Source organism: Lyngbya sp. PCC 8106 (assembly GCF_000169095.1).
Classification (GTDB): domain Bacteria; phylum Cyanobacteriota; class Cyanobacteriia; order Cyanobacteriales; family Microcoleaceae; genus Capilliphycus.
In genome coordinates this window covers 1-25,776 of record NZ_AAVU01000053.1, presented here as the reverse complement: position 1 = coordinate 25,776, position 25,776 = coordinate 1, and the positions used below count along the sequence as shown (strand labels likewise).

22 protein-coding genes are annotated in these 25,776 nt (G+C 39.7%); 11 read left to right on the top strand and 11 right to left on the bottom strand.

Features of this window, described 5'->3' with window-relative positions:
• Positions 1 to 21: 21 nt before the first annotated feature.
• On the bottom strand, positions 22 to 4,290 hold the full coding sequence (locus L8106_RS25420) for an FG-GAP-like repeat-containing protein (RefSeq protein WP_009787392.1): 4,269 nt from the start codon (positions 4,288 to 4,290) through the stop codon (positions 22 to 24).
• A 55-nt stretch (positions 4,291 to 4,345) separates the two neighbouring features.
• Entirely contained in the window at positions 4,346 to 4,813 is a 468-nt protein-coding gene (locus L8106_RS25415; protein WP_009787391.1) for a hypothetical protein, read from the bottom strand.
• A gap of 201 nt (positions 4,814 to 5,014) precedes the next feature.
• On the opposite strand from L8106_RS25415, the gene L8106_RS25410 reads away from it, so the two are divergent.
• The 5 genes from L8106_RS25410 to L8106_RS25390 all read left to right on the top strand — a co-directional run bounded on the left by L8106_RS25410 (position 5,015) and on the right by L8106_RS25390 (position 10,309).
• Positions 5,015 to 5,674: a hypothetical protein gene (locus L8106_RS25410; RefSeq protein WP_009787390.1), complete on the top strand. Its 660-nt coding sequence runs from the start codon at positions 5,015 to 5,017 to the stop codon at positions 5,672 to 5,674.
• Positions 5,675 to 5,727: 53 nt separating this feature from the next.
• A complete protein-coding gene (locus tag L8106_RS25405) occupies positions 5,728 to 6,660 on the top strand; it encodes a DUF1822 family protein (protein ID WP_009787389.1) in 933 nt (310 codons plus the stop codon).
• Positions 6,661 to 6,662: 2 nt separating this feature from the next.
• Positions 6,663 to 9,032: a CHASE2 domain-containing protein gene (locus tag L8106_RS25400; RefSeq protein WP_009787388.1), complete on the top strand. Its 2,370-nt coding sequence runs from the start codon at positions 6,663 to 6,665 to the stop codon at positions 9,030 to 9,032.
• Positions 9,033 to 9,532: 500 nt separating this feature from the next.
• Positions 9,533 to 9,898, top strand: coding sequence for a response regulator transcription factor (locus L8106_RS25395; protein ID WP_009787387.1), 366 nt, complete (start codon positions 9,533 to 9,535; stop codon positions 9,896 to 9,898).
• Between the two features lie 63 nt (positions 9,899 to 9,961).
• A complete protein-coding gene (locus L8106_RS25390; RefSeq protein ID WP_009787386.1) occupies positions 9,962 to 10,309 on the top strand; it encodes a hypothetical protein in 348 nt (115 codons plus the stop codon).
• A gap of 7 nt (positions 10,310 to 10,316) precedes the next feature.
• Here L8106_RS25390 and L8106_RS25385 read toward each other — a convergent pair whose 3' ends face one another.
• From L8106_RS25385 to L8106_RS30005, 4 genes are all read right to left on the bottom strand, one after another.
• Complete coding sequence (locus L8106_RS25385) at positions 10,317 to 10,892, bottom strand: SH3 domain-containing protein (RefSeq protein ID WP_009787385.1); 576 nt, start codon at positions 10,890 to 10,892, stop codon at positions 10,317 to 10,319.
• A gap of 118 nt (positions 10,893 to 11,010) precedes the next feature.
• Positions 11,011 to 11,235, bottom strand: a complete 225-nt coding sequence (locus tag L8106_RS25380; RefSeq protein WP_009787384.1) for a hypothetical protein — start codon at positions 11,233 to 11,235, stop codon at positions 11,011 to 11,013.
• 347 nt (positions 11,236 to 11,582) lie between these two features.
• Positions 11,583 to 11,825 carry a hypothetical protein gene (locus L8106_RS25375; protein ID WP_009787383.1) on the bottom strand — a complete coding sequence of 81 codons (243 nt, stop codon included), beginning with the start codon at positions 11,823 to 11,825 and terminating at the stop codon, positions 11,583 to 11,585.
• Positions 11,826 to 12,055: 230 nt separating this feature from the next.
• Positions 12,056 to 12,637 carry a COP23 domain-containing protein gene (locus tag L8106_RS30005; RefSeq protein WP_009787381.1) on the bottom strand — a complete coding sequence of 194 codons (582 nt, stop codon included), beginning with the start codon at positions 12,635 to 12,637 and terminating at the stop codon, positions 12,056 to 12,058.
• 688 nt (positions 12,638 to 13,325) lie between these two features.
• Here L8106_RS30005 and L8106_RS25365 point away from each other — a divergent pair.
• Positions 13,326 to 15,401: a 7TM diverse intracellular signaling domain-containing protein gene (locus L8106_RS25365; RefSeq protein WP_009787380.1), complete on the top strand. Its 2,076-nt coding sequence runs from the start codon at positions 13,326 to 13,328 to the stop codon at positions 15,399 to 15,401.
• A gap of 227 nt (positions 15,402 to 15,628) precedes the next feature.
• The gene (locus tag L8106_RS25360; RefSeq protein ID WP_009787379.1) at positions 15,629 to 16,711 is read left to right on the top strand and encodes a class I fructose-bisphosphate aldolase; all 1,083 of its coding nucleotides are present in this window, start codon (positions 15,629 to 15,631) and stop codon (positions 16,709 to 16,711) included.
• A gap of 101 nt (positions 16,712 to 16,812) precedes the next feature.
• Here the strand turns inward: L8106_RS25360 and cpdA are convergent, their stop codons facing one another.
• A complete protein-coding gene (cpdA, locus tag L8106_RS25355; protein WP_009787378.1) occupies positions 16,813 to 17,643 on the bottom strand; it encodes a 3',5'-cyclic-AMP phosphodiesterase in 831 nt (276 codons plus the stop codon).
• Positions 17,644 to 17,736: 93 nt separating this feature from the next.
• Between cpdA and L8106_RS25350 the strand changes: the two genes are divergently transcribed.
• A complete protein-coding gene (locus L8106_RS25350; protein ID WP_009787377.1) occupies positions 17,737 to 18,693 on the top strand; it encodes a 3'(2'),5'-bisphosphate nucleotidase in 957 nt (318 codons plus the stop codon).
• A gap of 231 nt (positions 18,694 to 18,924) precedes the next feature.
• Positions 18,925 to 19,134, top strand: a complete 210-nt coding sequence (locus tag L8106_RS25345; RefSeq protein ID WP_009787376.1) for a molybdopterin-binding protein — start codon at positions 18,925 to 18,927, stop codon at positions 19,132 to 19,134.
• 83 nt (positions 19,135 to 19,217) lie between these two features.
• Here the strand turns inward: L8106_RS25345 and dusA are convergent, their stop codons facing one another.
• The gene (gene dusA, locus L8106_RS25340; protein ID WP_009787375.1) at positions 19,218 to 20,234 is read right to left on the bottom strand and encodes a tRNA dihydrouridine(20/20a) synthase DusA; all 1,017 of its coding nucleotides are present in this window, start codon (positions 20,232 to 20,234) and stop codon (positions 19,218 to 19,220) included.
• Between the two features lie 104 nt (positions 20,235 to 20,338).
• Here dusA and L8106_RS25335 point away from each other — a divergent pair, with 104 nt between their 5' ends.
• The gene (locus L8106_RS25335) at positions 20,339 to 21,238 is read left to right on the top strand and encodes a phosphorylase (RefSeq protein ID WP_198012996.1); all 900 of its coding nucleotides are present in this window, start codon (positions 20,339 to 20,341) and stop codon (positions 21,236 to 21,238) included.
• Positions 21,239 to 21,362: 124 nt separating this feature from the next.
• Here the strand turns inward: L8106_RS25335 and crtO are convergent, their stop codons facing one another.
• The 3 genes from crtO to L8106_RS25320 all read right to left on the bottom strand — a co-directional run bounded on the left by crtO (position 21,363) and on the right by L8106_RS25320 (position 24,921).
• Positions 21,363 to 23,057, bottom strand: a complete 1,695-nt coding sequence (crtO, locus tag L8106_RS25330) for a beta-carotene ketolase CrtO (RefSeq protein ID WP_009787373.1) — start codon at positions 23,055 to 23,057, stop codon at positions 21,363 to 21,365.
• Between the two features lie 512 nt (positions 23,058 to 23,569).
• Positions 23,570 to 23,767 carry a hypothetical protein gene (locus L8106_RS25325; RefSeq protein ID WP_039897234.1) on the bottom strand — a complete coding sequence of 66 codons (198 nt, stop codon included), beginning with the start codon at positions 23,765 to 23,767 and terminating at the stop codon, positions 23,570 to 23,572.
• 314 nt (positions 23,768 to 24,081) lie between these two features.
• A complete protein-coding gene (locus L8106_RS25320; protein ID WP_009787371.1) occupies positions 24,082 to 24,921 on the bottom strand; it encodes an SDR family oxidoreductase in 840 nt (279 codons plus the stop codon).
• Between the two features lie 579 nt (positions 24,922 to 25,500).
• On the opposite strand from L8106_RS25320, the gene L8106_RS25315 reads away from it, so the two are divergent.
• The coding region (locus tag L8106_RS25315) for a hypothetical protein (protein ID WP_009787370.1) at positions 25,501 to 25,776 on the top strand (276 nt) is incomplete at its 3' end.

The window sequence follows — 25,776 nt, the reverse complement described above, 5'->3', positions numbered from 1 at the left end:
CAAAACTCGATTTAACATTCCCTAAACTTGTCGGTAAACCGTCACATCATCATCATCATAATTAGCGGTCGCAAAATCCAGATCGCCTTCTCCATCCAAATCATCTACCACCAATCCGAATGGCGTATTACCGACAAGAAAGCTTTCCGGTAAACTGAAGAGACCATCACCGTTATTCTTGAGAACAGAAACGGTATTTCCTGCCCGTTCTCCGGTATTCACGATGAAGACCGAGTTCTGCATCATCAAGTCCAAGTCACCGTCTCCATCAATATCAGCCGGAGTCAAGTTACTCGGAACGTTTTCACTGAAGAAGAACTCGCTGGGCGAAAAGTTACCGTTGCCATCATTTCGCAGTATTGAAATGGTACCCTGAGTAAACTGATTGCTACCAAAATTAGGGACGCCTAAATCCAGGTCGCCATCATTATCGAGATCGGCTGCAACTGGAGTGACTGGACGTTCTCCAACGTCATATTTCTCGGGTGTTGTAAAGAAAGCATCACCCGTATTAAAGAGGACAGAAATGGTATTTTCGGCTTGGTTAGATGTGATGATGTCGAGATTGCCATCCTCATCTAAATCGGCAATTTCAACTCCGCTAACACCTTCTCCAACTGTTAGAATTTCTCGCTCAGTAAAGCCACCATCACCGTCATTGTAATGAATCGAGATGCTGTTACCCTCATTATTTGCAGTGAATAAATTCAAAGCTTCTGAATTGACAGTCACCAGGTCAATATCGCCGTCGTTATCAAGATCTCCAACTCCACTCATGAAAGGACGATCACCGGCTTGATAAGTTGTGGGGAAACCGAAGTTGCCATTACCATCGTTGAAAAATACGGATAGAGAATCTTCTTCGGTATGAGCGGTTGCCAGATCGATATCTCCGTCTCCATCAAAGTCTTCGGCCGCAAACGAAGGCCCGAAACCCGTAGTTATGCTTCTCGGGGCCGTAAATGTTCCATCTCCATTGTTGGTGAGGATAGAAACACGGTTTCCATCAAAAGACCCATCTTGAGTAATCAAACCGGGATTGCCAACAATCAGATCGTTATCTCCATCGCCGTCGAGGTCTGCTGAAGTTATACCACTGGGGCGATCGCCAACGAAGTAGTCATCCCGTTGGGGGAAGTTGGGAGTGATAAAGAAAGGTAAGACAATATTGGTGGTGATGAACTGCAAACCAAATCCGAAGAAAATGCCTTCAAACTCCACAAAATCATATTCACTTCCCAAACCGAAGGAACCCGAAGCCTGATTAATGTTGGAGTAGTAACTGCTGTAACTAACTGCACTATTGATGTTGATATCTACATCGTAATAGTTATTGATAAAGACTTGATCAACGCTTGCAGTTGTGGGTGCAGAACTTTCACTGGCAATATAGTAAGCTCCAGCGGATGAAGAGAAATTATAGCTTTCTCCAACTTCAAAAGAACTCTCCTCGGCGTACACATAACCCGTGTAATAATCGCTTTGGGTGCTTATTCCATTGGAGTAGTAAACAAAGTCATATCGTACCAGTGGTTCTGGTTCTGGGGGGGCAGGTGGTAAAAATACATTCAGGTTATAGGTTGTGGTTTGAGTGCTAATCGATTCCACCTGAATATAGTAGGTTCCGGCCGATAATGGAACGTTAATTGATTCGTTTGTCGTTCCAATATTTTGAGAGGTAGCAACCACTGTTTGATCGATATCCAACACCGAAATGTTGACATCCTGACTGATATTTTCTAAGAAAACGTTCAAGTTCTGATTGTTTTCTATATTAATCTCGTAGTAGTCAACTGAATCAACAGCACCGACTTGTTCGGTGTAGATATTGGTTACAGAAGAGTCAATTGAAATGTCGTAGGCTTCTATTATCGTATTACCGGGATCTTCTGGAACTTCAATTACTTCTGGTTCTTCATCTTCTGAAGGAGCCGGAGGGAACAATACATTCAGGTCATAGGTTGTGGTTTGATTATTAACAGATTCTACCTGAATATAATAGGTTCCGGCTGATAATGGAACGTTAATTGACTCGTTTGTCGTCCCAACATTTTCAGATGTGGCAACAATCGTCTGATCGATATCTAATACGGAAATGTTGACATCCTGACTTATATTTTCTAAGAAAACGTTGAAGTTTTGATTGTTTTCTACATTAAATGTGTAGTAGTCAATCGGATCATTCGCACTGACTTGTTCGTTGTAGATAGTGGTTTCAGAGTCAATGGAAATGTCGTAGGCTTCGGTTACGGTATTACCGGGATCTTCTGGGACTTCAATTACTTCTGTGGTGTCATCTTCTGGGGAAGCAGGAGGAAATAGTATGTCCAGGTCATAGGTGGTGGTTTGATTATCAAAAGATTGTACCTGAATGTAGTAGGTTCCTACCGAGAGGGGAACAGTAATTGACTCGGCGGTAATTCCGATATTTTCAGAAGCCGCAATAATTGTTTGATTGATATCTAATAAATAGACATCAACATCTTGACTTAGACTTTCTAGGGAAAGGTTAAGGTTTTGATTGTTTACGACATTAAAAGTGTAGTAGTCAACGGGATCGTCTTCACTAACTTCTTCGGTGTAAATGAAGGTTTGAGTATTAACTGAAATTTCGTAGGCGTCTTCGATGGTATTACCTGGATCTTCTTCGATATCAACTGTTTCAGTCTCAAATGGATCGGGGAGTTCTTCGTTTTCGATTGGATTTGTTGGTGTATCTTCAATAGTCTCAGGAATAGAGATTTCCTCATCGTTAGGCTGATTAGATGGATTATCTTCATCCGTATCCGTATCTTGATCATTATCATCGGAATCGGAATTATCCGTATCTTGATCATTATCATCGGAATCGGAATTATCCGTATCTTGATCATTATCATCGGAATCGGAATTATCCGTATCTTGATCATTATCATCGGAATCGGAATTATCCGTATCTTGATCATTATCATCGGAATCGGAATTATCCGTATCTTGATCATTATCATCGGAATCGGAATTATCGATACCTGACTGACCATCATCTACTGGAGTCGAGTCGAGGGTAAAGCTAACTTCTGCTAATTCTAGCGATCGCAATCCCGAGGTATCTACGGCTCGTAACAACACAGTGTAGGTGTCATCTGTGAGGGAAGTATTTAAGGCTCCTTCTAATTGGTCTGGAGTCAGAGTAAATGAACCATCTTCAGCAATATTGGTTTCAACAGAAGCGAATTCTTCACCAATACTAACTTCTATTTCTGTAACGCCAAAATTATCGGTTGCTGTTCCTGTAATTGTTGGGTCTGAGGTAATACCATCACTCTCATTTGTTCCGGTATCATTGGCTAATTCGGCGGTAATGGTCGGTGCAAACATATCAGTTCCAGGAGGAACTAACTCAATGTCTTGTTCAGGAGGATCGTCATCAGGTGCAATGGTAAAGGTTAATTCTGCTGTTTCTAGCGATCGCAATCCTTCTGTATCAACAGTTCGTAGTTGTACGGTATAGATACCATCTGTAAAGGAAATATTGAGTGTTTCTTCTAGCTGTTCTTGAGTCAGGGTAAACGAACCATCCTCAGCAATTTCTGTTGCAATGGAAACAAATTCTCCACCAATACTAACTTCTAATTCGGCAACTTGATCGCTATTGGTAACTGTTCCGGTTATTGTTGGATCGGTTGTAATATTATCGCGATCATCGAGTCCGGTATCATTGGCTAGAGATGCGTTAATAATGGGTTCTTCTGGAGGTTGTGGTAAAACACTTTCTTTGAAAGAATCTGGATCTACTCCTTGTAATAATGCTAAAATTTCCCCAGAGTTAGGATCTCGAATGACACTATCCCCTTCCGGTGTTCTTTCGATATTGACATCTTCAAAGGTCAAACCATCCTGTAGTTCAATTTGGTCTTCATCGACATTAAAATCAACAATCAGGTTTGTTGTTGTTACGCTAAAGTCACCCGTTCCAATTTCCAAGATAAAAACATCTTCACCCTCACCCCCAATGAGAATATCTGTTCCTCGGTCAGCATAAATTCTGTCATTTCCTTCATCTCCAAAGATGGAATCATCCCCTTGACCGCCAAATAGAAAATCCGCCCCAGAACCGCCATAAATGATATCGTTTTCTTGGTGTCCGTAGACTGAATCTGCTCCTTCATTTCCAAAGAGTTGGTCGTCTGCTTCTGCTCCGAAGATTAAATCATCTCCTCCTAAGCCCAGAATTTGATCTGAACCTGAAGTGCCAACTAAAATGTTGACATCGAGAACGTCTACAATTGTATTGTCCGGTGTAAAAACCATGAGTTTCCCCTAAAAAGATTGAAGATTGATGTTTTGATATTTGAATAATGACTGATCAATACTTGAGTGATTGAGTTTTGACTCTTTCAAGTTCTATCTGACAGATTTGAACAATTATTATCAAAATTTCTTGATAAATTTTATCTTGTTCAAGCTGTAGATGAAAACCAAAATATTGTTCATTTTGCAAGGTAATTTCATCAAGTTCTTGACAGAGTTGGATATAGCGATAACAAGCCATTACTCGTTCAGATTCAATTGCATCTAAGCGAACCTGAGTTAAAATTAGCTCTGAGTTTGATGTCGAATTTGAATTCAATTTTGGTGAATGTAAGCGATAGAATTTCTCCCCATATTGAGTTTGAGTTCTCCCCACAGAAGATAATGTAGGGTGATGTTGTTTGGTCGTTGAGTCGATGTCAAGCGAAGATGTCTTCATCAGTCTGAACTCCTTTTGTTCAAATAAACGAGAGTCTGTTAATGCACCCAAAACCCCTGATGGAAAAGATCCTGAACGAGTCATCGTCCCGAACTGCTAGGCGTTCGCTTTCTCTATCGCTTCGGTTTGCGTGTTTTTACGGATGATCCGGAATTATTTACAAAACTTAAGACTTAGGGAATGTTTGGTAATCGGTGAGGACAACTCATATCAAATTTTGTTAATCTATGACTGACTTGACGTAAAATCTGCCTTTAATCTTTGATAGAGAAGTAAAAGACCGTAATGGTGGCGGTCAAACTCAAAGGAGTAACACCAATTGTGGACTCACGAGATCGGCATCTACAACAGGATGAATACCTCAAACGGTTGGCTTTGACAGCCCAACAACACCCTCGTCGCAGTCGCGCTCGACGTCAAGCGCTGACTCGACTCACCCAAGAACTTTTAAATTCGGGTCGGTTGCGTCATCCTCATCCCAGTCAATTTACTGAACATTATCAAGAAATTTATGAGATTGCGGTTCAAAATCTGATGCTTTATATTTGCGCTAATATTGATAAGTATAAGCCTGATAAAGCCCCGGTCATGCGATGGGTTAATTTTCTATTAGAAAGGCGATTTTTTACCCAAGCAGTTAGTGAAGTCATGGGGAAAAAAAAGCAGGAAATTCAGGGTTTAAGACCGGGTGAAGTCTCTCCATGTTTATCCGATTTAGTTCGACAGTCGATAGAGGAGGATGTCAATGGTGTTTTTGCCAGTAAACATATTCGCGGTTATCCTCAAGCCAATTTTCAGGATATATTTAGGCGTCGCATTATCGAACGGGAAAGCTGGGAAGAAATTTCAAATATTTTTGATATAAAAGTTTCCACCTTATCTGATTTTTATCAACGATGTATTAAACAATTTTCTGTTGAAATTAAAAACCAGGTGCAAAGTTGATTTTATTCTAATTTTAGCTGCAAAATTTGAAAACCATGAACTCATTTTTTACGATGCCAATAACGAACAAAGATCGCCAGATCGCTGAGATTTTTTCCTTAAACCAATCTCAACCTGAAAAACGGGATCAAGTTTATTACAATAGTTTGGCAGTTTTAGCTGTTAATAATTATTGTCAGTGGATGGAAATTTTGACTGATTTAAAAGAAAGTGATAGCTGGAACCCGATCACGCAAAGTTTAGGTGATATGGCTGATTTATCTCTAACCAATTTAGGAAAAATAGAGTGTCGTCCGGTTAAGTGTGATGCTTCTGTGGTGGACGTTCCGGCGGAAGTTTGGCATAATCGAATTGGTTATCTGGCTATTCAGTTTGATGAAGGATTTACTCAAGCAAAATTTATCGGATTTCTTGAAAAAGTTGAAAACGAAAAAATACCGTTTGAACACTGGCGATCGCTGGATGATTTCTTAGAATTAATTGAACAATTAGAAACGGTTCATTCTGATCAGATGGAAGTCCATCTGGGGAATTGGTTACAAGGAATTTTTGATCAGACTTGGGAAGCCATTGAAACCATTAGCCAACCTTCTCATCTAGAATTGGGGTGGAATTTTCGTCAAAGATATCGAACTTCTTCTCAAACGACTGACTCTCATCTCTCTGCGATAGAACGAGTTAAACGGCTTTATCTCGAACCCGATCAATCAGAAATAGCCTTGCTGGTGGGGCTAACTCCCACAACTCCTTCAGAAATGAATATTTCAGTCGAACTTTATCCGACTCAAGCCTACAGTCATCTTCCCGAAGGATTACAATTGATCATACTCGATCAGACCGGAAAATCAGTGATGCAAGCGGAAGCGGGGGGTAGTGAAAAACTATTATTTAAGTTTAGTGGGGAGTCAGGAGAACAGTTTAGTATTAAAATAGTATTGAGGGAAATCAGTGTTACAGAAACTTTTGTGATTGAATCAACGGTTTGAGTATGAGTAAATCTGTTATTCTCAAATTAGAAGGAGATTTTGAAACAAAAGGCTTTCAAGTCACCTTAGAAGTTCGTTCGTCTGAGGGAAAAACATTATTTGAAAAGCAAGGATTTTTACCCGCAGATCGAGATTTAGCGGCTCATTTAAAATGTCATTGGAAAGAAAAATATCGCAGTTTAGCTGCACCCTACAGGATTAAACCTCAAGCGATTATTCATCAAGGTTCGATTCACAAACGGATTAAAGATTGTCAGATTTCGGCTCAAAAATTACAGGTTCATATTAGTGATTGGTTGGAGGCTGATACATTTCGACTCATTGATAAACGTTTACGAGAAGAACTAAATAGAGACGAAGAAGTTCGGGTTCTCATTCGCACGAAAAATCCTGATTTAAAAAAATTACCTTTGCATCTTTGGGATTTTTTTGAAAGTTATCAAAAAGCTGAAATTGCGTTGAGTCCACTTGAGATTGAAACGATTAAAGATGTTCCCAAGTCTTCGGTTCATTCCCGCGTGAGAATTTTAGTTATTTTGGGTCATCAAGAAGGAATTGATATCAAAAAAGATTTAGAAATTATTCAAAGTTTACCGAATACTGATCCGGTGGTATTAGTTGAACCGAAAGCGAAGCAAATTAATGATCGCCTTTGGGAACAACCTTGGGATATTATCTTTTTTGCGGGACACAGTGAAACGGAAGGTGAAACCGGACGAATTTATATTAATCCTCAAGAGAGTTTAACAATAGAACAATTATGGTACGGTTTGAGAAAGTCTGTTGAACGAGGATTAAAACTGGCAATTTTTAACTCTTGTGATGGCTTGGGACTCGCACACAAACTTGATGATTTGAATATTCCTCAAGTGATTGTCATGCGAGAGTTAGTTCCGGATCGGGTTGCTCAAGAATTTTTAAAACATTTTCTCACAAATTTCGCCGCCGGACAACCTTTTTATGTCGCCGTCAGAGAAGCAAGAGAACGATTACATGATGATTTTGAACGAGAATTTCCCTGTGCGAGTTGGCTTCCGGTGATTTGTCAAAATCCGGTTTATGTTCCTCCCACTTGGAAAGATTTGATCGGATATCCACCTCCTGTTTTAGAGGAAAATAGACCTCAAAAGCAAATTTATAATCCTGCTAAATCTCCTGCTTGGCGATGGCGGGAGTTACCCAAAGTTTTGTTCTCTGCAATCACAATGACAGGGATAATTTGGGGAGTGCGAAGTCTTGGAGGGTTACAAGCTTGGGAACTGAAAGCTTATGATCATTTTCTTCAAATGCGACCCGATCAAGGTCTAGATCAAAGGTTATTGCTGGTAACAATTACAGAAAATGATGTACAGAGACAACCTCCAGAAGACCGACAAGGACGTTCACTTTCAGATCGTTCATTAGCGTTATTATTAGAAAAGTTAGAATCCTATCAACCCAGAGTTATTGGTTTACATCTATTTCGAGAAACGCCTGTAAAACCGGAATATAAAGCCCTCAGCAATTCCCTGCAAAACAGCGATAATTTTATTGGGATTTGTCGATATGGTCATCATCAAGAACCCGGAGTTTTTCCCCCTCCTGAAGTTCCCTTAAACCGTCAAGGGTTTAGTAATATTTTGATCGATGTTGATGGGGTGATTCGTCGGAATTTATTGTCAGTCGGATTATCTTCTGATTGTCAAACGCGCTTTTCTTTTAGTTGGAAATTAGCTGAACGGTATTTAGCGGATGAAAAAATTGTCGCAAAAACGACATCTGAAGGTCAGTTAAAGTTAGAAAATACTGTCTTCAATATATTAAAACAAGGAAGCGGTGCTTATCAAACCGATTTAGACTGGCGTGGACATCAAATCATGCTCAATTATCGCACGTCTGGAGAAATTGCACCTCAAGTAACGCTTTCTCAAGTGTTAGCAGGTGAAGTCGATCCGGAGTGGGTACGCGATCGCATTGTGATTATCGGAACCACAGCACCGAGTTTTAATGATCATCGTTGGTTGACTCCTTATAGTGATCAAAAATACCCCATTCAAACTATAACGGGTGTGGAACTTCAAGCCCAAATGGTCAGTCAAATTCTCAGTATTGCTTTGGATAATCAACCTTTAATTTGGTGGTTTCCAGACTGGGGAGAAAGTCTGTGGATCTTGAGTTGGTCGATAATTGCAGGTGTGATAACTTCGAGAGTGCGATCGCCTCAAGCTTTTTTGTTGATGACGGGAACAACTTTAATTGTTCTGTATGGATGTTGTTGGGGATTCTTTCTCAGAGGAGGTTGGATACCCTTAATTCCTTCAGCATTGGCGATTGTTGGGACGACAAGCGGGGTATACCTTCAAAAAACCTTCAAAACCCCTGAAAGCCATTAATTCAAGCTGTAAAGGAAAGTGAGAACCCTGTCAACATCCTCCTCATCATCCTAAAGGTTGGCGATGGGTACTTATATGAAATACTTAAATATTTGCTACATATGATTGGATTAATGGGGAGATAGGGAGGTGGGGAGGTGGGGAGAAAGGGAGAAAGATATGTAGTATCGGTGAAGCCGTATTTGATATTAACAACGTGACAGTTTACCAAGTGTCCTTGTCGCAGTTTTGGGAAGAAATGTTCCCGAAGCCCGTAAATCTACGGTTTTGGATATGAAGATTTATTGATTTATCCGTGAATATCCTGACTCGAATGTGTCACTTCTAAAACATACCCAGTAATTACTTCGTGGCTCTTGTCGGCGATGTTCAATGGCACATAAGCAAGGAAATTGCTTCTCGGAACGTCAGATAACTGCATCAGATCCAAGATCCCGAATGTATAAACTGACAACGAGATCACAGAAAACGAGATTAACACTATCTACTCACAGAAAACTATGACTTTTCAAGAAATTCTAAAATCTCTGATTTCTCAATTGAATTCTGCAACGTCATCTCCTGTTTTGCAAACTTCAGGTGTCGCCAGTAACGAGGTAATTTTCGAGTCTAATATTGATGGAACGCGCTATTATCTTGTCCGTTGTCAACCGAAGTCAGATCAATCGGTACAACTCAGTCAACGGGAACAGGAAATTGCGAAATTAGTTGCTGAGGGTTTACCGAATAAATGTATTGCGAAGGAACTCGGTATTAGTCAGTGGACTGTTTCGACTTATCTCCGTCGAATTTTCGGTAAATTAAATGTGACTAACCGAGCGGCAATGACAGCTAAATTGTTAGGAGATCAATTATTAGCCAGTTAAGCCAATCGATTCAGTTAACAGAGAAAAAAGTCGTCCATGCTTGTCACTTAAAAAAAGCGACTGATGGGGGTGCAAAAAATCTTCTATAAATGGAAAAATTTACGAGATGAAATGGGGAAAACTTACGCTATTGAAGTCGGAGGATATTTTGATAGAATTGATGGACAAATTACAGAATGGATCTTCGGTTCAACCCCAGAAGAACTTCAAAAACAATGGCTTCTGTTTCGGATTCCGATGTATCATCACACAATAAGTGAGTGGTTGAATTTACTCATTGATGTCGGTTTCGTTCTCGAAAAATTCGTTGAACCGAAAGCCAATGATGTGATTACCACTCACTATCCGCAGATGCAAGATTCACAAGTTGTAGCTTACTTTTTACAAGTTCGGTGTCGTAAGCCGGGTTAAATCAGAATTAATCAAAAGCAATATATTCTGAGCGAACCCATCCTGTTAAACCATCAACTGAAGAAATATAATACCAGTTGACACCATCATTACTTTTACCTTGTTCGATCACTTCAACAGGCTCTCCATTTTGAAGGGAACCGAGTGAAGAAGCCAAGCTTGGTGTTGTCCGAAGATTAATAGGACGACCATCTGTAGAAATTCTAGCCGCAACAATAGAGTTATCTGCTACCATTGTATTGTACTCTCTATTACTGCTGAGTTCTAAACAAGAAAAGGGTAAATTTACAGTTCCCCAACCTTGTCCGGAAGCCGAAAAATCAGCAAAAATTTCTGCGTAGGGTTGACCATCACTAAAGTTGCCATAACGACGGACTTTGTAGTAACCGTTTTGTAATGTTCCAACTCCTTGTCCGTAGTCGTTGTAGCTCAAACATCTAGAGTTTTTCAGATAGATATAGTCGGGGTTGCTGTAGTAAACTCGACTTGCAGACGCAGCAGAAGTGAAAGTGCTAAATGTTGACAAACCTGTAATTAAGGTGCTAGCAAATAAAGCAGCGACTTTTCCGAAGAATAGTTTCATGGGAGTTCTCCTTGGGTGGTGAAAAAGTGGTCAGAGTTGAAAACTGGGGAAGTATAGCCGATTTCTTTTGGGGAATAAACTCATTGAAGACAGAGTTATTGGCTATAACTAATAGGCTTTAAACTTCGTACACAGCCTTGAGAATGCTTAATTTGTTGCGGATCATCAAGGTATAGGTTTCGAGTGCATCTAATTCTTCTTGAGTAATCATTAGATTTTGCTCGTGTAACGATTTCAGGTAAGTTTTACGAACTTTTGTTTGGGATTTGGGCTTGGGTAGATCCTGATTTCTACATTCCCGAATTCGGTGTTGATTTTCGGGAACGAAAGTGGTAGTGTCCATAAGATTTACAGGTAAGGTTTACAGGTAAAGGTTAGGGATCAAGGGTTAAAATCATCACTTTTTACCGATGATTTGGAAAAGCTGTGGAATCTGTTTAAATTGAATAAAACTCTTGATTTTCCAGAGCTTTTTGATGATAACGATTTAATTATAGTTTTGTTGTAATCTGCTATTTTGAAGATTTAAAGCTTATAGAAATGAGCTTTTTGTTTCAGTTTTAAACTGTTGATTTTATTCAATTTTAGTTTGATATTTGATTTTATCTTTCAATTCAACTTTGCCCGAAAGTTTGCTTGAAGTTGATTTGAACAGCCAGGGATGACATTTGATTGATGAGTTGACTGAACCTATGTTCCTGGTGACGACTTCAGATTCTTGTTTAAATCGAGTGATGCACTCTGGCACAAGTATGTATCTTTCGTCGTTTTTTTGAGGCCTGACCAACTGATCAAAGGTGACGATTGAGAATAATTCAGGGAAGCTAACTTAACTGTAGCTGCTGCTTTTTGGGGAGCGATTTGAGCATGAACACCAATTGTCGTAACTAAAGCAGTTGCTGTGAGTAAGATTTCAGTGAATGTGATTTTCATCGTTTCCTTTCTCCTAGATAACATCGGATACTTTGCGTTTGAACCGCTTGTAAAAACCAACTACCAATTTCAATAATGGTATTGAATTGGTCTACGGTACTTAACATCTTTCACTCCTCTCAATAATGTGCTTCAGCATGGACTATTTTTAGAAAAAAAAAGGGAGTTGCTTGTTGAACTCAAATAATACGGAAACTAGAGTACAACTCCCATTTATAAGCACCTGAAATTTAGTTGTAGAGCGGCTCACCACTGGCCGTTCCATTTCCGTATTCTGTCATGTGTTCAACAAAAATGTCCCCTTGTTCACGATTTCCTGGGGATAGGGTGAAAACCACATTATCCGTATTGGCTTCACCTGCTTCTTGAGAAGCAAAAACTACAACTTCGTTATTGACGACTCCAGCTTGATACATTTCTTCTAGAGTGTCAATTCCTAAAGATTCCGCTAAATTTGTTAAGCGAGTGCTAACGGCATGAGCGCGACGTTCCGGTGTATAGGAACCTTTAGGATCGCTTGAGGAAAGAGTTTCTCTCCAAATAATTAAAGGCTCAGAACCAACTTGAACAACTTGGGTTTCAACAACAGGATAGTCACCTAATAGATCGGGATTATCCAAGTCATAGGTTTCACGAACCACCATCGGAACTGTACCGAATTCGTTTTCTTCAGCACTGATTTCGACAACTTCAAAAACGACTCGATCTCTTACATAGGTATTAGAAGGCTTGGCTTCGACTTGAGAAACTGTACCAACTAAACCAGCGGTGATGATGGCGGACGCGACGAATGCTTTGATGGTGCTTTTCATGTTAGTTTACCTAGAGGTAATGTTCAGAGTAAGGAGTTGTTTGGCTTGCGATACTCTTTAAGGTAAGGCAAAATCAGGGTCGTTGTCAGTAAGAACAAAGTGATGTGTTCTGAGGTGATCTCGCTCCGTCGGTAAGGGTAAAGTAACCAAAAAGTGAGGGGGATCACAATACGGAGGTGATAAACGTTCTTGTCTTTCTGGGGATTTATAAGCTAAAAGCAAGGCTAATCAAGCGATTGAGCCGGGGAAAACGATTTTCAGCCTAAGCAATCAGCAATTATTCTCACTGGACTGTTCATCTGACGACTCGCCTTCGCTTCTTCTATATATATTGTTTCCCGAGATCACGATTGTGATGGCACTCATCAACGCCAAACCCACTCACTCTACTGACTGACCAGAAACAACCGTTTAGCTGTCTAGGGTGGGCATCAGTCTCATCATAGACTGCTCTGACAAGAGATTTGCATAGATCCGCTCCAACTTAACAGAAACTCATTCAAATCAAAATTGGATTCAAAAACGTTCTTCTGCAAAAGTTTATAAGTCTGTCTGAAAAACTTGTAAAAATCTATTCATTGAAGATTAGTTTCGCTATAATTCAGATCGAAGTTCAACTGCGATTTTTTATCTTTTGATTGAATCTCTCATACTTCCGAAGTAAAAACAAGATTAATTGGATTTTTAGATGATTAAAATTTTTAACACTATAACAATTATTATCTTCTCATTTTTGACTCTATTCCTACTCTGTTCATCTTCTCATGCTGCTTTATCAGACCAAACTATCGTGTTGACCCATGAACAAGGGTACTATCCTCTAGGTTTAAATGTAGAACTTTTAGAAGATCCAACTAGAAAACTAACAATTGAACAAGTGAGTTCATCTGAATACAACCGTCAGTTTACTAAAATTCAGGAAAGTATACCCAACTTAGGATTTACAAAGTCTGTTTATTGGGTGCGCTTTGCCGTCTTAAATGCTACAGAAAAAAACACAGATTGGCGTTTAAAATTAGATCAGTTAACTTTATCTTCTATAGAGCTTTATAGTCCAGTTACTCATGGGGAGAGTTCAACTTCCTTTTCTGTCAAAAAAACAGGATATGCTTTCCCCTTTTCTACTCGGGATTTTCCCAATCGATTTTTTATTTTTAAACTCTATTTACCGCCTCAAACAAAACAAATAATATATCTACGTTTGCAAACAACAGGTTTAATGAATATTCCCTTGAGTCTATGGTCTGTTGATGCTTTGATGAAGCACTTACAAACCGAAGGATTCATCTTTGGGATTTACTATGGTTTCATGCTAATTATGATTGGGTACAACTTATTTTTCTGGTTGACTTTACGGGATAAAAGTTATGGTTACTATGTCTTATTTTTATTTACAAATATGACTTTTAACAGTTTCAGGAATGGATTTACTAATCAAGACTTATGGATTGACAAACCCGGATTAAATGATCATATTTTTTCAGTCACACTCGGTCTATTTTTACTGAGTTTCATTAAATTTACTACAACATTTATTAATACAAAAGTTTTAACTCCTTTCTGGGATAAAATCTTAAACAGCTTACTCATAGGAATAACTTTTTCAATCATTTTAGCTACTTTTTTCTATTCAAATATAATATTTATTTTCATTTTAGGGTTAGCATTACTGACCTATTGGACTATTTTTATTGTGATCATAATAGCCTGGAGTAGAGGACAAAAACAGGCTCGTTACTTTTTCTTTGCTCAACTATTTGGATTAATACTGGTTAACCTAACAATATTTTCCAATTGGGATTTGCTTCCTAGCCAGTTTCAGATTTTAAACATTTATCCGGGTTTAGAAATTTTACCAACAGCTCTCTGTATAGCACTGGCTTTAGCTGATAAAATTAATATAATTAAAGAACAAAAAGAACAGGCTCAAACAGAAACACTAAGGATAAAAGAACAGTTGAATACAGCTTTGAAACAAGCCAATAATCAACTTGAGCAACGAGTCGAAGAACGTACCACAGAACTTCAGAACGCCAAACTAATAGCTGAAGCAGCAAACCAAACGAAAAGTCAACTTATTGCCAATGTTAGTCATGAGTTAAGAACACCTTTAAATGGGATTTTAGGCTATGCTCAAATCTTACAACGAGAAACCAACTTAACTGCAAAACAAAAAGAGGGTCTAGATGTCATTTACAATTGTGGTTTTCATCTCTCCTCACTGATCAATGAAATGTTAGACCTCTCTAAATCTGAGACTAAACAACTTCAATTTGATGCAGTTGATGTTCGTTTAAAAACGCCGCCTCAATCAATGTTTGAGAGTGAAAATATTATTGGTTTTAGTGGTGATAAATATAAAATATTGGTGGTTGATGATCGCTCAGAAAATCGTTCTGTCTTCAAACGTTTACTAGAATCATTGGGTTTTACTGTTCAGGAAGCTGATAATGGAAAACAAGGAATAGAACAAGTTAAAGCCTTTGAACCGGATTTAGTAATTACAGATTTAATCATGCCTGTTTTAGATGGCTTGGAAATGATTCAACAGTTACGTCTATCTTCAGAATATCAAAATTTACCGATCATTGTTGCTTCTGGAAGTGCGTCTAATCAAGTCCAAAAATTAGCTCTAGAATATGGATGTAATGACTTAATTACTAAACCAATCCACATTGATGAGCTTTTACAAAAGTTACAAACTAATTTAGAGTTAATTTGGATTTATGCAGAAGAAGATAACGAGGATCGCACTTACCCATGATTTCTTATTGCTATATAGATAAATTTTTTTATTTTCATAGTTTATGTATTTTGAAGAAGAATAAAAAATTAAGATTAAAAAGTCTATCTTCCGATACCGTAACTGTTATGTCTAAAGAGGGATGTGATGTATTGATTTTAACTTTATACTTTAATAGGTCTTTATTAGAACTATATTGCAGAGAGTCAAACCATTACTTTTTAGTTGTCTAGACAAATATTAATACTATGACTGCCACTCTATCTAACCCTTCTTCCATTGAATCTTACTTAGGAGATGAAGCCAAAAGCTTACTGACTTACAAAGCCAAATATCCTCAAGATCAATTGCATTTACCGGGTAGTGACTTTGTGGAGCGAGTTTTTACTCAAAGTGATCGCCATCCTCAAGTTTTACGAAGTCTTCAACAACTTTATTCGACAGGTAGACTTGCCAATACAGGTTATCTTTCGATCTTACCTGTTGATCAAGGAATCGAACATTCTGGCGCCGCCTCTTTTGCACCAAACCCCCTTTATTTTGACCCTGAAAATATTATCAAACTTGCATTAGAAGGCGGTTGTAATGCCGTTGCAACGACGTTAGGTGTGTTGGGAATGATGTCCCGAAAATATGCTCATCGCATTCCCTTTATCGTTAAACTTAATCATAACGAACTTCTCACCTATCCTAACGCTCACGACCAAATTATGTTTGCAAATGTCGAACAAGCTTGGAATTTAGGAGCCGTTGCAGTGGGAGCAACAATATATTTTGGTTCTCCCGAATCTAGCCGTCAAATTCAAGAAGTCAGTCGAGCTTTTGCTCAGGCTCATCAATTAGGAATGGTAACAATATTATGGTGTTATCTTCGCAATGATATCTTTAAACAAGATCAAGATTATCATTTAGCGGCTGACTTGACAGGTCAAGCAAATCATCTAGGTGTCACTCTAGAAGCCGATATTATCAAGCAAAAATTACCTCAATGTAATCGAGGTTATGAGGCGGTTGCTCAAGCTACAGGTGAAAAATATGGTCGGACTCATGAGTTAGTTTATTCTGAACTTACTAGCGATCATCCGATTGATTTGACACGCTATCAAGTTCTCAATTGCTATGCGGGTCGGAGTGGTTTAATTAACTCTGGGGGTGCTTCTGGAAAAAGTGACTTTGCGGAAGCGGTCAGAACTGCGGTGATTAATAAAAGAGCAGGGGGATGTGGATTAATTTCAGGTCGAAAAACATTTCAACGTCCGTTTTCTGAAGGGGTTAAACTTTTTCATCTGATTCAAGATGTCTATTTGTCTTCAGAAGTCACAATTGCTTAACTCATCGATTTAATTCCGTCAAATTTCAAGAGTCCCGGTTTGTTTAATCAACTGGGATTTTTATGATCATAAAAAAGCGGTTTTACTGAATTTATTCAACTTTACATTCCGGGACTTTTAGCCAGCATTTCCCGCAAAGCTTGAGGATTAGGATAGCTAGGTAGCTGATAACTTGTTCGTTCAATTTTGCTGTTATATTCCCCATTAGAATAAAGCGTTAAAACTCGAAATCCGGGTGTTGCAACCTGATCAAAAGTCAACTCTACTGACTGAGGTTTGAACTGTACACAAGTCGAAGGACAACCCCAATAAACAACTCCGTTGCGAATGGTTTCAAACTCTTGATGAATATGCCCAAAAATCACTAATTTAACCTGAGAATAGCGATCAATGACGGCAAATAAATCCTCTGAATTCCGTAATTTAATTTTATCCATCCACTCCGATCCAATTAGCACAGGGGGATGATGTAAGGCAATTAATGTCGGTTGTTCGGGATGCTGTTGTAACTGAGAGTCTAAATCATTTAAAGACTCAGGCGTTAATTCACCGTGAACTTTTCCCGGACATTGACTATTCAATAAAATAAACTTCCAATTACTGATATTAAAGGCTTTTTTAATTGAAATGGGTGTTTTTTTAAGAATAGATTCCGCGACGGATAAATCATCGTGATTTCCCGGTATCCAATAGGTGGAAGTATTAAACGGTTGAATTAACGCTTGTAACTGTTGGTAAGATTTGCTAGTTTCATCTTGAGACAAATCTCCTGTGATTAGCAAGACATCTGGATTAATATTGAGTTGACGAATCCGATCCAATACTGCGATCAAAGAATCAGCAGTCGTTAAACCCATCATTTTTTGATCAGGGTTGGCAAACAGATGAGTATCGGAAATTTGAATAACTTGTATTGGTTCAGTTTGAGGCATAATTCACGAATTGATTTGATTTGAGGTTGAAAATAGACATTACCCATCAGACTGCGGCTATACTCGGTATGGAGAGCAGCAGGAGTCTATAAAATGTCCTACGATCGCGAAAAGCAAGTTGCAATTGAAGCCACATTAGCCGCCGCTAAATTGTGTGAAAAGGTGCGTCAGGATATTCCCCCCGCTATGGAAAAAGGCGATAAAAGCCCTGTTACCGTAGCAGATTTGGGTTCACAGGCGATTATTTGTAAAGCCATTAGTGAAGTCTTTTCCCATGATCCCATTGTCGGGGAAGAAGACGCGACAGAGTTACGCAAGCCGGAAATGGCGGAGAACTTGGCAAAAGTCACCGAATATGTTAAAGGTGAGATTGCAGATGCCACATCCGAACAGGTGACAACCTGGATTGATCGGGGAAATGGTCAAGTGGGCAAGCGTTTTTGGACGTTAGATCCGATTGATGGGACGAAAGGCTTTTTGCGTCAAGATCAATATGCGATCGCCTTGGCGTTGATTGAAGATGGCGAAGTGAAAGTCGGGGTGATGGCTTGTCCGGCTTATCCCGTTCCCAATCATAAACCCGGAATGTTATTTATGGCAGTTCGGGGTGAAGGGGCGATCATGATGCCCTTTGCGACAGCCGAACAGACTCCTATTCGGGTCGTTAAAGCTGATGATACCGCAAATTTGCGCTTTGTCGAAAGTGTGGAATCTGCTCACGGTGATCAGGATCGACAAAATGCGATCGCCCAAGCGGTGGGAATTAAAGCCGATTCAGTGCGGATGGACTCTCAAGCCAAGTACGGGGCGGTGGCTTCAGGACAGGCGGCGCTTTATTTACGGCTTCCTTCTCCCAAGTCTCCCGACTACCGCGAGAATATTTGGGATCATGCAGCAGGGGCGATCGTTGTCGAAGAAGCAGGCGGGCGTGTTACAGATATGCACGGTAAGCCATTAGATTTTGCTTCTAAACCGAAGATGATGGAAAATCAGGGGGTTGTTGTTAGTAATGGCATTATTCACGATACGGTATTAGCCGCCTTGAAATAGTCGGAATAATTTTCAAGTTCTCGTCGAGAATTCATAACATTTTAGATTGACAATTTGATCGTTTTAAATTATAGGGGGGTAAGGGTGCTTTCCCCCTTTTTTGTCAAGTCGAGTCTAAAAAAATTAATGTTTGATTAATCTCGCTTTTATGGTATAGTCGTATGCTGGAACGGTATGTTTAAACGATAATAAAAAACCGACCCAACCTTAACAACCAATGAGGGTGAATCCATGAAAATTAGTGCAAGAAATTCCCTAAAAGGAACCATTAAAGCAGTACACGAAGGAGCTGTTAATACAGAAGTCGTTCTTGAGGTTGCTCCCGGCGTAGAAGTGGTTTCTATCATTTCTAAGGCTTCTGCGGAAGCACTAGGTTTGGCAGCGGGGAAAGAAGCCTATGCTGTTGTCAAAGCTAGCAATGTAATCTTAGCTGTTGATTAGCATTTAAAAACACTTCATCGTGTTTGCCAGAGGTGGGCATTTACTGCCCATCTTGAGTTATTTTTATTGAGTTTAGATCAACATCAATCGTTATTTTGAGGAACTTGAGTTAACGCTTCTCGCACGACCTCAACCCCTGCACCTGCGAGATAACCATTTTCACTCAGATAACGTTTCCAGGCTTTCGTTCCGGGTTGTCCGCTAAAGAGTTGTAAAACATGGCGCATAATACTATTGAGTTTAACGCCTCGACTCAGCCAATATTCTAGATAAGGAAACATTGATTCGACGACTTGATGACGAGTTAAAGGGGTTGTTTTTTCTCCATAAAATTCTTGATCGGCGGTTGCAAATAAATACGGATTATCGTAAGCCGCACGTCCGAGCATCACTGCATCCACAGATTTTAACTGTTCGTGAACTTGAGAAAATATTGTCAACCCGCCATTAATTTCAATGAATAAATGGGGGAATTCTTGTTTCAACTGATGCACATCTTCATAACGTAACGGGGGAATATTTCGGTTATCTTTTGGGCTTAAACCCTGTAACCAAGCTTTCCGCGCATGAACGGTAAATTGTTGACAACCTGATTGAGAAACAATCTCTACAAAATTCGCCATATCTTCATAGCGATCGCGATCATCTATCCCAATGCGATGTTTAATTGTGACTGGAATTTTGACTCGTTGTTGCATCTTTGAAACCGCTTCGGCGACTCGTTGGGGTTGCGCCATCAAACAAGCCCCAAAATTGCCATCTTGTACCCGTGAACTCGGACATCCGACATTCAAATTCACCTGATCATAGCCCATATCTTCGGCAATTTCTGCACAAATTGCTAACTCCTGGGGTTGATCTCCTCCGATTTGTAAAACGAGGGGTTTTTCTTCAGGAGAAAAGCCTAAAAGTTTTTCGCGATCGCCATGTATAATTGCCGCAGATGTCACCATTTCAGTATAGAGTAATGTGCGCTTAGTAATTTGGCGCATAAAATACCGAAAATGGCGATCCGTGCGATCCATCATCGGCGCGACACTCAGGCGATGAACGCGATCAGTTGCAGAAATTGGTGTTAACAATAGGGGGTTTAAATTCATCGGATATTAGCGATAAGAGAGCAGATAGATCACTGCGATTGTTTCCAGTTTAGGAGATAATAGACTCAGTATTATTTTTGTTGTTTAGTCAAAAGAGTTCGATGATGTTGGAACCCGGTACACTATGGAAACGGACTCAGGAACAAACCCAATTTGCACTTCAAACTGGTGCGCTTCAGTCTATCCCTACTGAATATCAGTTTATCGAACAGGATGGCATTTTGTTCTTTGTGCGAATCGTCTCCAATTTAGCACGAAAAGAGAAAGCCAAACAACAACAAGAGCAAAAAACGGAAACCTCTGGAAAACCGTTTAATCCGTTTCTTCCCTATGAAGAAGATTTATTTGTTGCTAACTTGTCACCCACTCATTTATGTTTACTGAATAAATATAATGTTGTCGATGATCATTTGTTGATTGTCACCCGGGAATTTGAAGAACAAGAAAATTTATTAACCCTGCAAGATTTTGAAGCTTTGTGGATGGGTTTAGCTGAAATTGATGGGTTTGTTTTTTATAACGCAGGTGCAGACGCAGGGGCGAGTCAACGACACAAACATCTACAATTAATCGCGCTTCCCTTAGTTCCCAATGGGGTTAAAGTTCCGATTGAACCTGCTATTAATTCAGCACAATTTTTAGGTGCGATTGGGAACTGTCCCCAACTCCCTTTTATTCATGGTTTAATACGTCTTGATCCGCTTTTAGTTGACTCTCCCGAAGAAGCCGCAGCCACAACATTAGAGTTTTATTATAACCTGTTATCTAAAGTGGGTTTGCACGGAGAAGATGGCATGAAAGGGAAACAATCTGGGGCTTATAATTTAATGATGACCCGAGAATGGATGCTGTTAATTCCGCGAGTTCAAGAAGGGTTTGATGGGATTTTAGTGAATTCTTTGGGATGTTGCGGGGCGATGTTGGTGAAAACTGAAGAACAACTACAACACCTCAAAGAGATTACTCCGATGACTGTTTTACGGAATGTTTGTATTCGGAAATAAGATTAAGAATAGGAGGTAAAAAAAGAGGCAAAATCGGATTTAAAACAGGGCGACAATTGGGCGTAATAAAATTGGGCGCAACATAGATTCAAAATTGGGCGCAAGCAAGAGCGCCCCTACGGTTCTAAACAATTCCTAAAAAAGCTTTAGTAAAGGATTGAAAAGACTGTCCGGCTTCAGTTAACATTTGAAACATCGGTTGTTGAGTAGAAATGAATACTCGCGCACAATTTCGTCCCGGCATTCCTGATATTGAACCGCCTGGGTGAGTTCCCGCCCCACTGAGATATAATCCTTTAATTGGGGTGCGATAATTGGCTAATTCAGGTAAAGGACGCAGAAAAACCATCTGTTCTAAACTCATATCAATATGATAGTAATTCCCCTTATAAGCGCCCAAACGTTCACCGAGTTCAGCCGGACTTTCGACTCGTCGAGCGATGATTGAATGCTTGAGATTCGGACAATAATCTGCTAATTTATCTAACACCCGATCTGCCACTTTATGTTTCAATTCATCCGTCCATCCGGTGCCATTTAAACCCGTTCCTTCAGCGCCATCAATTTGATAAGGGGCGAAAAATTCGACCCAAAGAGTATGTTTTCCATCCGGTGCCATTGTCGGATCAAGCATCGTGGGAACAACAGCATACATGGACGGATCAGCATCAGGAATTTTCCCAATTGTGCAGTCGTGATGAGCAATTTCAACCTGTTTAAAAGAATCCGCAATTAACAAAGAACCAATCAAATATTCATCTTGATGATTGTGATGTTCAAAGCGTAACGGTTCTGATAATGCACAATCAATTTTAAGAATCGTTTCATTATTATTAATGATCCGACGTTCTAAGCGTTGACGTAATTTTGGATCAGCCGCATCCACATCGGCTTCATCCATACATTGCAGAAATAAACGTTGAGCATCAATATTAGAAATAATTCCTTTTGTGGCTCGATATTCAGTGCCATTATCGACCTGAACACCCACAGCACGACCATTATCAACTAACACCTTTTTAACAGATTTTTCCGTTAAAATTACACCGCCTTTCGCCTGAACCAAATTCACTAAAGCTTGTACTAAAGCACCCGTTCCGCCTTTGGGTCTAGCCATACCCGGGTTATGTCGCATCGTCATCATCATCGCCCCCACAGCAAGATTTTTTTGAGAAGGAGGTGCGCCTAATTCTGAGGCTAAACGAGCCAGAGGTGCTTTAATAAACTCCGAGTCAAACCACTCATTTAAAACATCCTCAGAACTGCTTAACATCGTGCGAACAAAGTCTAGACTTTTCTCAATAGAATTAATCATTGAGAGTAAATCTTTAAAATTTGCGGAATTATAGTTGCGGGCAATATCAATAATTGATTTAGGCGGTGCATTAAACATCGGAGTTGCTGCATTAATAAAACGCTGCCAGTAGTTAACAAATTCTCGATAACGTTCAGCATCTTTTGGATAATATCGAGCAATTTCCGCACAGGTTTTTTCAACAGATTTGTGGGCTAAGAAATATTTACCATCAGGTTGAGGCGAAAAGACTACCGGATCACAAAAGAGATATTCTAAACCATATTTATGCAGTTCAAGTTCTTGAACAACCGGACTCAAGTGAATAAACTCATGATCGATCGCACAGAGGTTAAATTTAAAGCCAGGTGCTTCTTTCGGTAAAAGTTCTTCTGTTGTCGCTGCACCACCAGGAACTGAACGCTTTTCTAACAACAGAACACTATATCCGGCTTTTAATAAATAAGCTGCACAGGTTAAACCATTGTGACCTGCACCAATAATAATTACATCGTAAGTTTCCATGTGAGTTTGTGTGAATGGTAGTTGATGAGAACAGGTGTGATTTTCAGTATAAAATTATCTTTTAGGGATCTTTCGATGCGGTGTTCATCTCTGATCAAGACATTCTCTAAACTGACAAATCTAATCTCACTATAATGATTTATTGCATTGTACGCAATCAAAGAGTCAGTTGAAATCTATATTTAGATAGACTGTCTTTAGTCCAGACATCAGAGAACATACATCCCTGATTTGATTAACAGGAGTTGGACAAATCCTAACTCTGATCATATTATTTTGGTATTTCGACATTAAATAAGCAATATATATAAGAAATCATTAAACAAGGATTAAATAAATTAGCAAACCCTCACTTCAGCAGGATTAAACAAAAATTTGTTAAGACGGTCAAGCCAAATTAACCGTTCGTCAATTATTGAGTTTTTCAATCTAAAAAACAACCCCAGCACTATTCGCATCGAGTTCAATAGTGCCAGGGTTGAGTTGAGTAGACTAAGTTGGTGGCAACCAGCTTAAGCTGTGATTTGCACCCAGCCTCTAACCACAGAGCGTAACAGTCTGTCAATTGAACGATGATCATCTTCGCTCAAAGACTCATCCAACATCGCCGCCATTAACCCATAACGGTCAGTTTGGGAGAGGCTTTGGCTGTCAGCGACAGAGGCGATGATTTCGTTGATGGCTCCGGGAAGTAGGTTAACTTGAGGCATGGGGTAAGTGGTTGAACTCGATATATTGATAATCTCCTGTTTTCCCAATTCGCGAAGTGACTCATCTTCTTGGGGTTCGGTGAGAATAACGGAAAGATGGAGTGAACTCAACAGGTAAACAACGGTGATGGGAGTCACTGAACCGAGCCAATCTATCGTGAATTTGCGTATAAACTCGGGTTTTCAACTCCCTGGTGTCACGACTCAACAGGCTAACAACCGTAATCATCGTCACCCCACCCCACCCATCTATCCTGAACTTCTGTATAAACTCGGATTTTCAACTCACAGGTGTTACAGAGGTTGGCGAGTCCTTAACTCAAATTCGATAACAGGGCTTTCCAGTTCGTCCCATTCTCGGGTTTGACCCCTTTGTTGACCAATTCAAAAGTTTGACCTTCGGTTTCGGGAATACTCAGACATTCCACACAAGCTGAAGCCACATCAACCCGACTGGTTTGACCTGTGAGTTGATCTCCAACCCCCACCTCAACCCCTAATCTTCCGCCTGTGGTGGCTTTAACCAATGTATTCAGGTCGTAGGATGTATAAGGGCCGTCAATTAGCCGTCCAGGTCGAATAATTGTGTAAGGAAGTCCTGAACGAATAATAGCTTCTTCACCTTTTTGTTTAGCATCGAGTACCCCAAACGCATTAAGAAGATTGTAGGGCAATTGATTTTTGCGGAGAACACCCGCAGAAGACACAAATACAAACCGTTTCAGGTCTTTGGGTGCAGCCGAGACTAGGTTACTTACCCCTTCGGCATCGACTTGTTCTGGACTGTTCTGGGCGTGTTTGCGGCGATACTGAGCATCAAAATAGATTTTTAGCCATTCTGCCCAACTTTGTTGTGCGGTTGACTGTTGGAGGGTGTCAAAATCCCACTTCGTCGAAGGTAATGCAGTCGTTCCAGCACAACAAATAATCTGAGTAACATTTTCGGTGACTGGCGGTAAACTAGAGAGGTTGCGAATATCGCCAACCCCAATCTCTACTTTATTTTCAAACATTTTCTGAGCTTTTTCGGCATTACGAGTTAAAACCCGAACCCGAAACCCTTTTTCTAAAAGTTTGGCGACTGTTAGCTGACCCACTCCACCTGTTGAACCCGCAACTAATACTCGGTCTGTCGATGAAACTGTTGAAGTCATAATCGTTTCCTCAAAATTGATTGTCAATTCTCTGTCTGTAGATAGATACGCGATCGGCTATGGCGCGGATAAATGTTAGGTGTGGGGAATACCAAATCTCAAAGCAGGGATTTTGCGACGATGCCTAATAAATTATAGTCTGACTTTACCTGATCTTAAATCCTTTTATCCTCTATTAAAACTTTTAGGTCTTCCTCGGTTATGTTCAGGCTTCTTTGATGTCGGCTGGTACAATCTTGTCGCTTCAGTGAGTTACTTCATATTCCCATTCATAACTTAAGTATTACAACAGATTGGCTAAAGGATGAGATTTTCAAACAACATCTACATTCAGGTGGAGAAGTAGATAAAGCGGTCAAAACGGCTGAAATTGTGGGTGGAGTTGTTCTTGGTGCGATTGTGGCTAAAAAAATGCTGAATCAACTTCGCAAAAATTAGCAATTGAACGTTTAATCTTTTGGTTTGTTTCTCTCTCAAGATATCTTTCTTGTTACAGATGTACAACAGCAATGATTGCCTCATAATAATAAGTACGTTGTTTTTTATAACTGTTCATTCATGTAACTTGGAGTTACCCAAATGATTAACTTTAAAAATTTACTCAACTCTAAAATTATTGCTTTGACTGCGGTAGTAGGAATTACACCTCTAGTTGCTCAATCGAGTTTAGCAGAATCAATTAATACTAAAACAAATTCAGAGCCGTTCGAGAATAATCTCTTAATTGCTCAAGAAGCTGTAACAACTCCCGGAAATGTTCCCACAACAACTCCCGGAAACGTTCCCACAACAACTCCCGGAAATATTGGGGATGATCCGATTAATTCAGGTGGGGTAGAAGTTCCCTCGACTCCC

What these genes read in the sequence shown, in the direction of transcription:
- L8106_RS25420 (WP_009787392.1), bottom strand. Translation starts at nt 4,290, where the DNA reads ATGGTTTTTACACCGGACAATACAATTGTAGACGTTCTCGATGTCAAC.
- L8106_RS25415 (WP_009787391.1), bottom strand. Translation starts at nt 4,813, where the DNA reads ATGACTCGTTCAGGATCTTTTCCATCAGGGGTTTTGGGTGCATTAACA.
- L8106_RS25410 (WP_009787390.1), top strand. Translation starts at nt 5,015, where the DNA reads ATGGTGGCGGTCAAACTCAAAGGAGTAACACCAATTGTGGACTCACGA.
- L8106_RS25405 (WP_009787389.1), top strand. Translation starts at nt 5,728, where the DNA reads ATGCCAATAACGAACAAAGATCGCCAGATCGCTGAGATTTTTTCCTTA.
- L8106_RS25400 (WP_009787388.1), top strand. Translation starts at nt 6,663, where the DNA reads ATGAGTAAATCTGTTATTCTCAAATTAGAAGGAGATTTTGAAACAAAA.
- L8106_RS25395 (WP_009787387.1), top strand. Translation starts at nt 9,533, where the DNA reads ATGACTTTTCAAGAAATTCTAAAATCTCTGATTTCTCAATTGAATTCT.
- L8106_RS25390 (WP_009787386.1), top strand. Translation starts at nt 9,962, where the DNA reads ATGGGGGTGCAAAAAATCTTCTATAAATGGAAAAATTTACGAGATGAA.
- L8106_RS25385 (WP_009787385.1), bottom strand. Translation starts at nt 10,892, where the DNA reads ATGAAACTATTCTTCGGAAAAGTCGCTGCTTTATTTGCTAGCACCTTA.
- L8106_RS25380 (WP_009787384.1), bottom strand. Translation starts at nt 11,235, where the DNA reads ATGGACACTACCACTTTCGTTCCCGAAAATCAACACCGAATTCGGGAA.
- L8106_RS25375 (WP_009787383.1), bottom strand. Translation starts at nt 11,825, where the DNA reads ATGAAAATCACATTCACTGAAATCTTACTCACAGCAACTGCTTTAGTT.
- L8106_RS30005 (WP_009787381.1), bottom strand. Translation starts at nt 12,637, where the DNA reads ATGAAAAGCACCATCAAAGCATTCGTCGCGTCCGCCATCATCACCGCT.
- L8106_RS25365 (WP_009787380.1), top strand. Translation starts at nt 13,326, where the DNA reads ATGATTAAAATTTTTAACACTATAACAATTATTATCTTCTCATTTTTG.
- L8106_RS25360 (WP_009787379.1), top strand. Translation starts at nt 15,629, where the DNA reads ATGACTGCCACTCTATCTAACCCTTCTTCCATTGAATCTTACTTAGGA.
- cpdA (WP_009787378.1), bottom strand. Translation starts at nt 17,643, where the DNA reads ATGCCTCAAACTGAACCAATACAAGTTATTCAAATTTCCGATACTCAT.
- L8106_RS25350 (WP_009787377.1), top strand. Translation starts at nt 17,737, where the DNA reads ATGTCCTACGATCGCGAAAAGCAAGTTGCAATTGAAGCCACATTAGCC.
- L8106_RS25345 (WP_009787376.1), top strand. Translation starts at nt 18,925, where the DNA reads ATGAAAATTAGTGCAAGAAATTCCCTAAAAGGAACCATTAAAGCAGTA.
- dusA (WP_009787375.1), bottom strand. Translation starts at nt 20,234, where the DNA reads ATGAATTTAAACCCCCTATTGTTAACACCAATTTCTGCAACTGATCGC.
- L8106_RS25335 (WP_198012996.1), top strand. Translation starts at nt 20,339, where the DNA reads ATGTTGGAACCCGGTACACTATGGAAACGGACTCAGGAACAAACCCAA.
- crtO (WP_009787373.1), bottom strand. Translation starts at nt 23,057, where the DNA reads ATGGAAACTTACGATGTAATTATTATTGGTGCAGGTCACAATGGTTTA.
- L8106_RS25325 (WP_039897234.1), bottom strand. Translation starts at nt 23,767, where the DNA reads ATGCCTCAAGTTAACCTACTTCCCGGAGCCATCAACGAAATCATCGCC.
- L8106_RS25320 (WP_009787371.1), bottom strand. Translation starts at nt 24,921, where the DNA reads ATGACTTCAACAGTTTCATCGACAGACCGAGTATTAGTTGCGGGTTCA.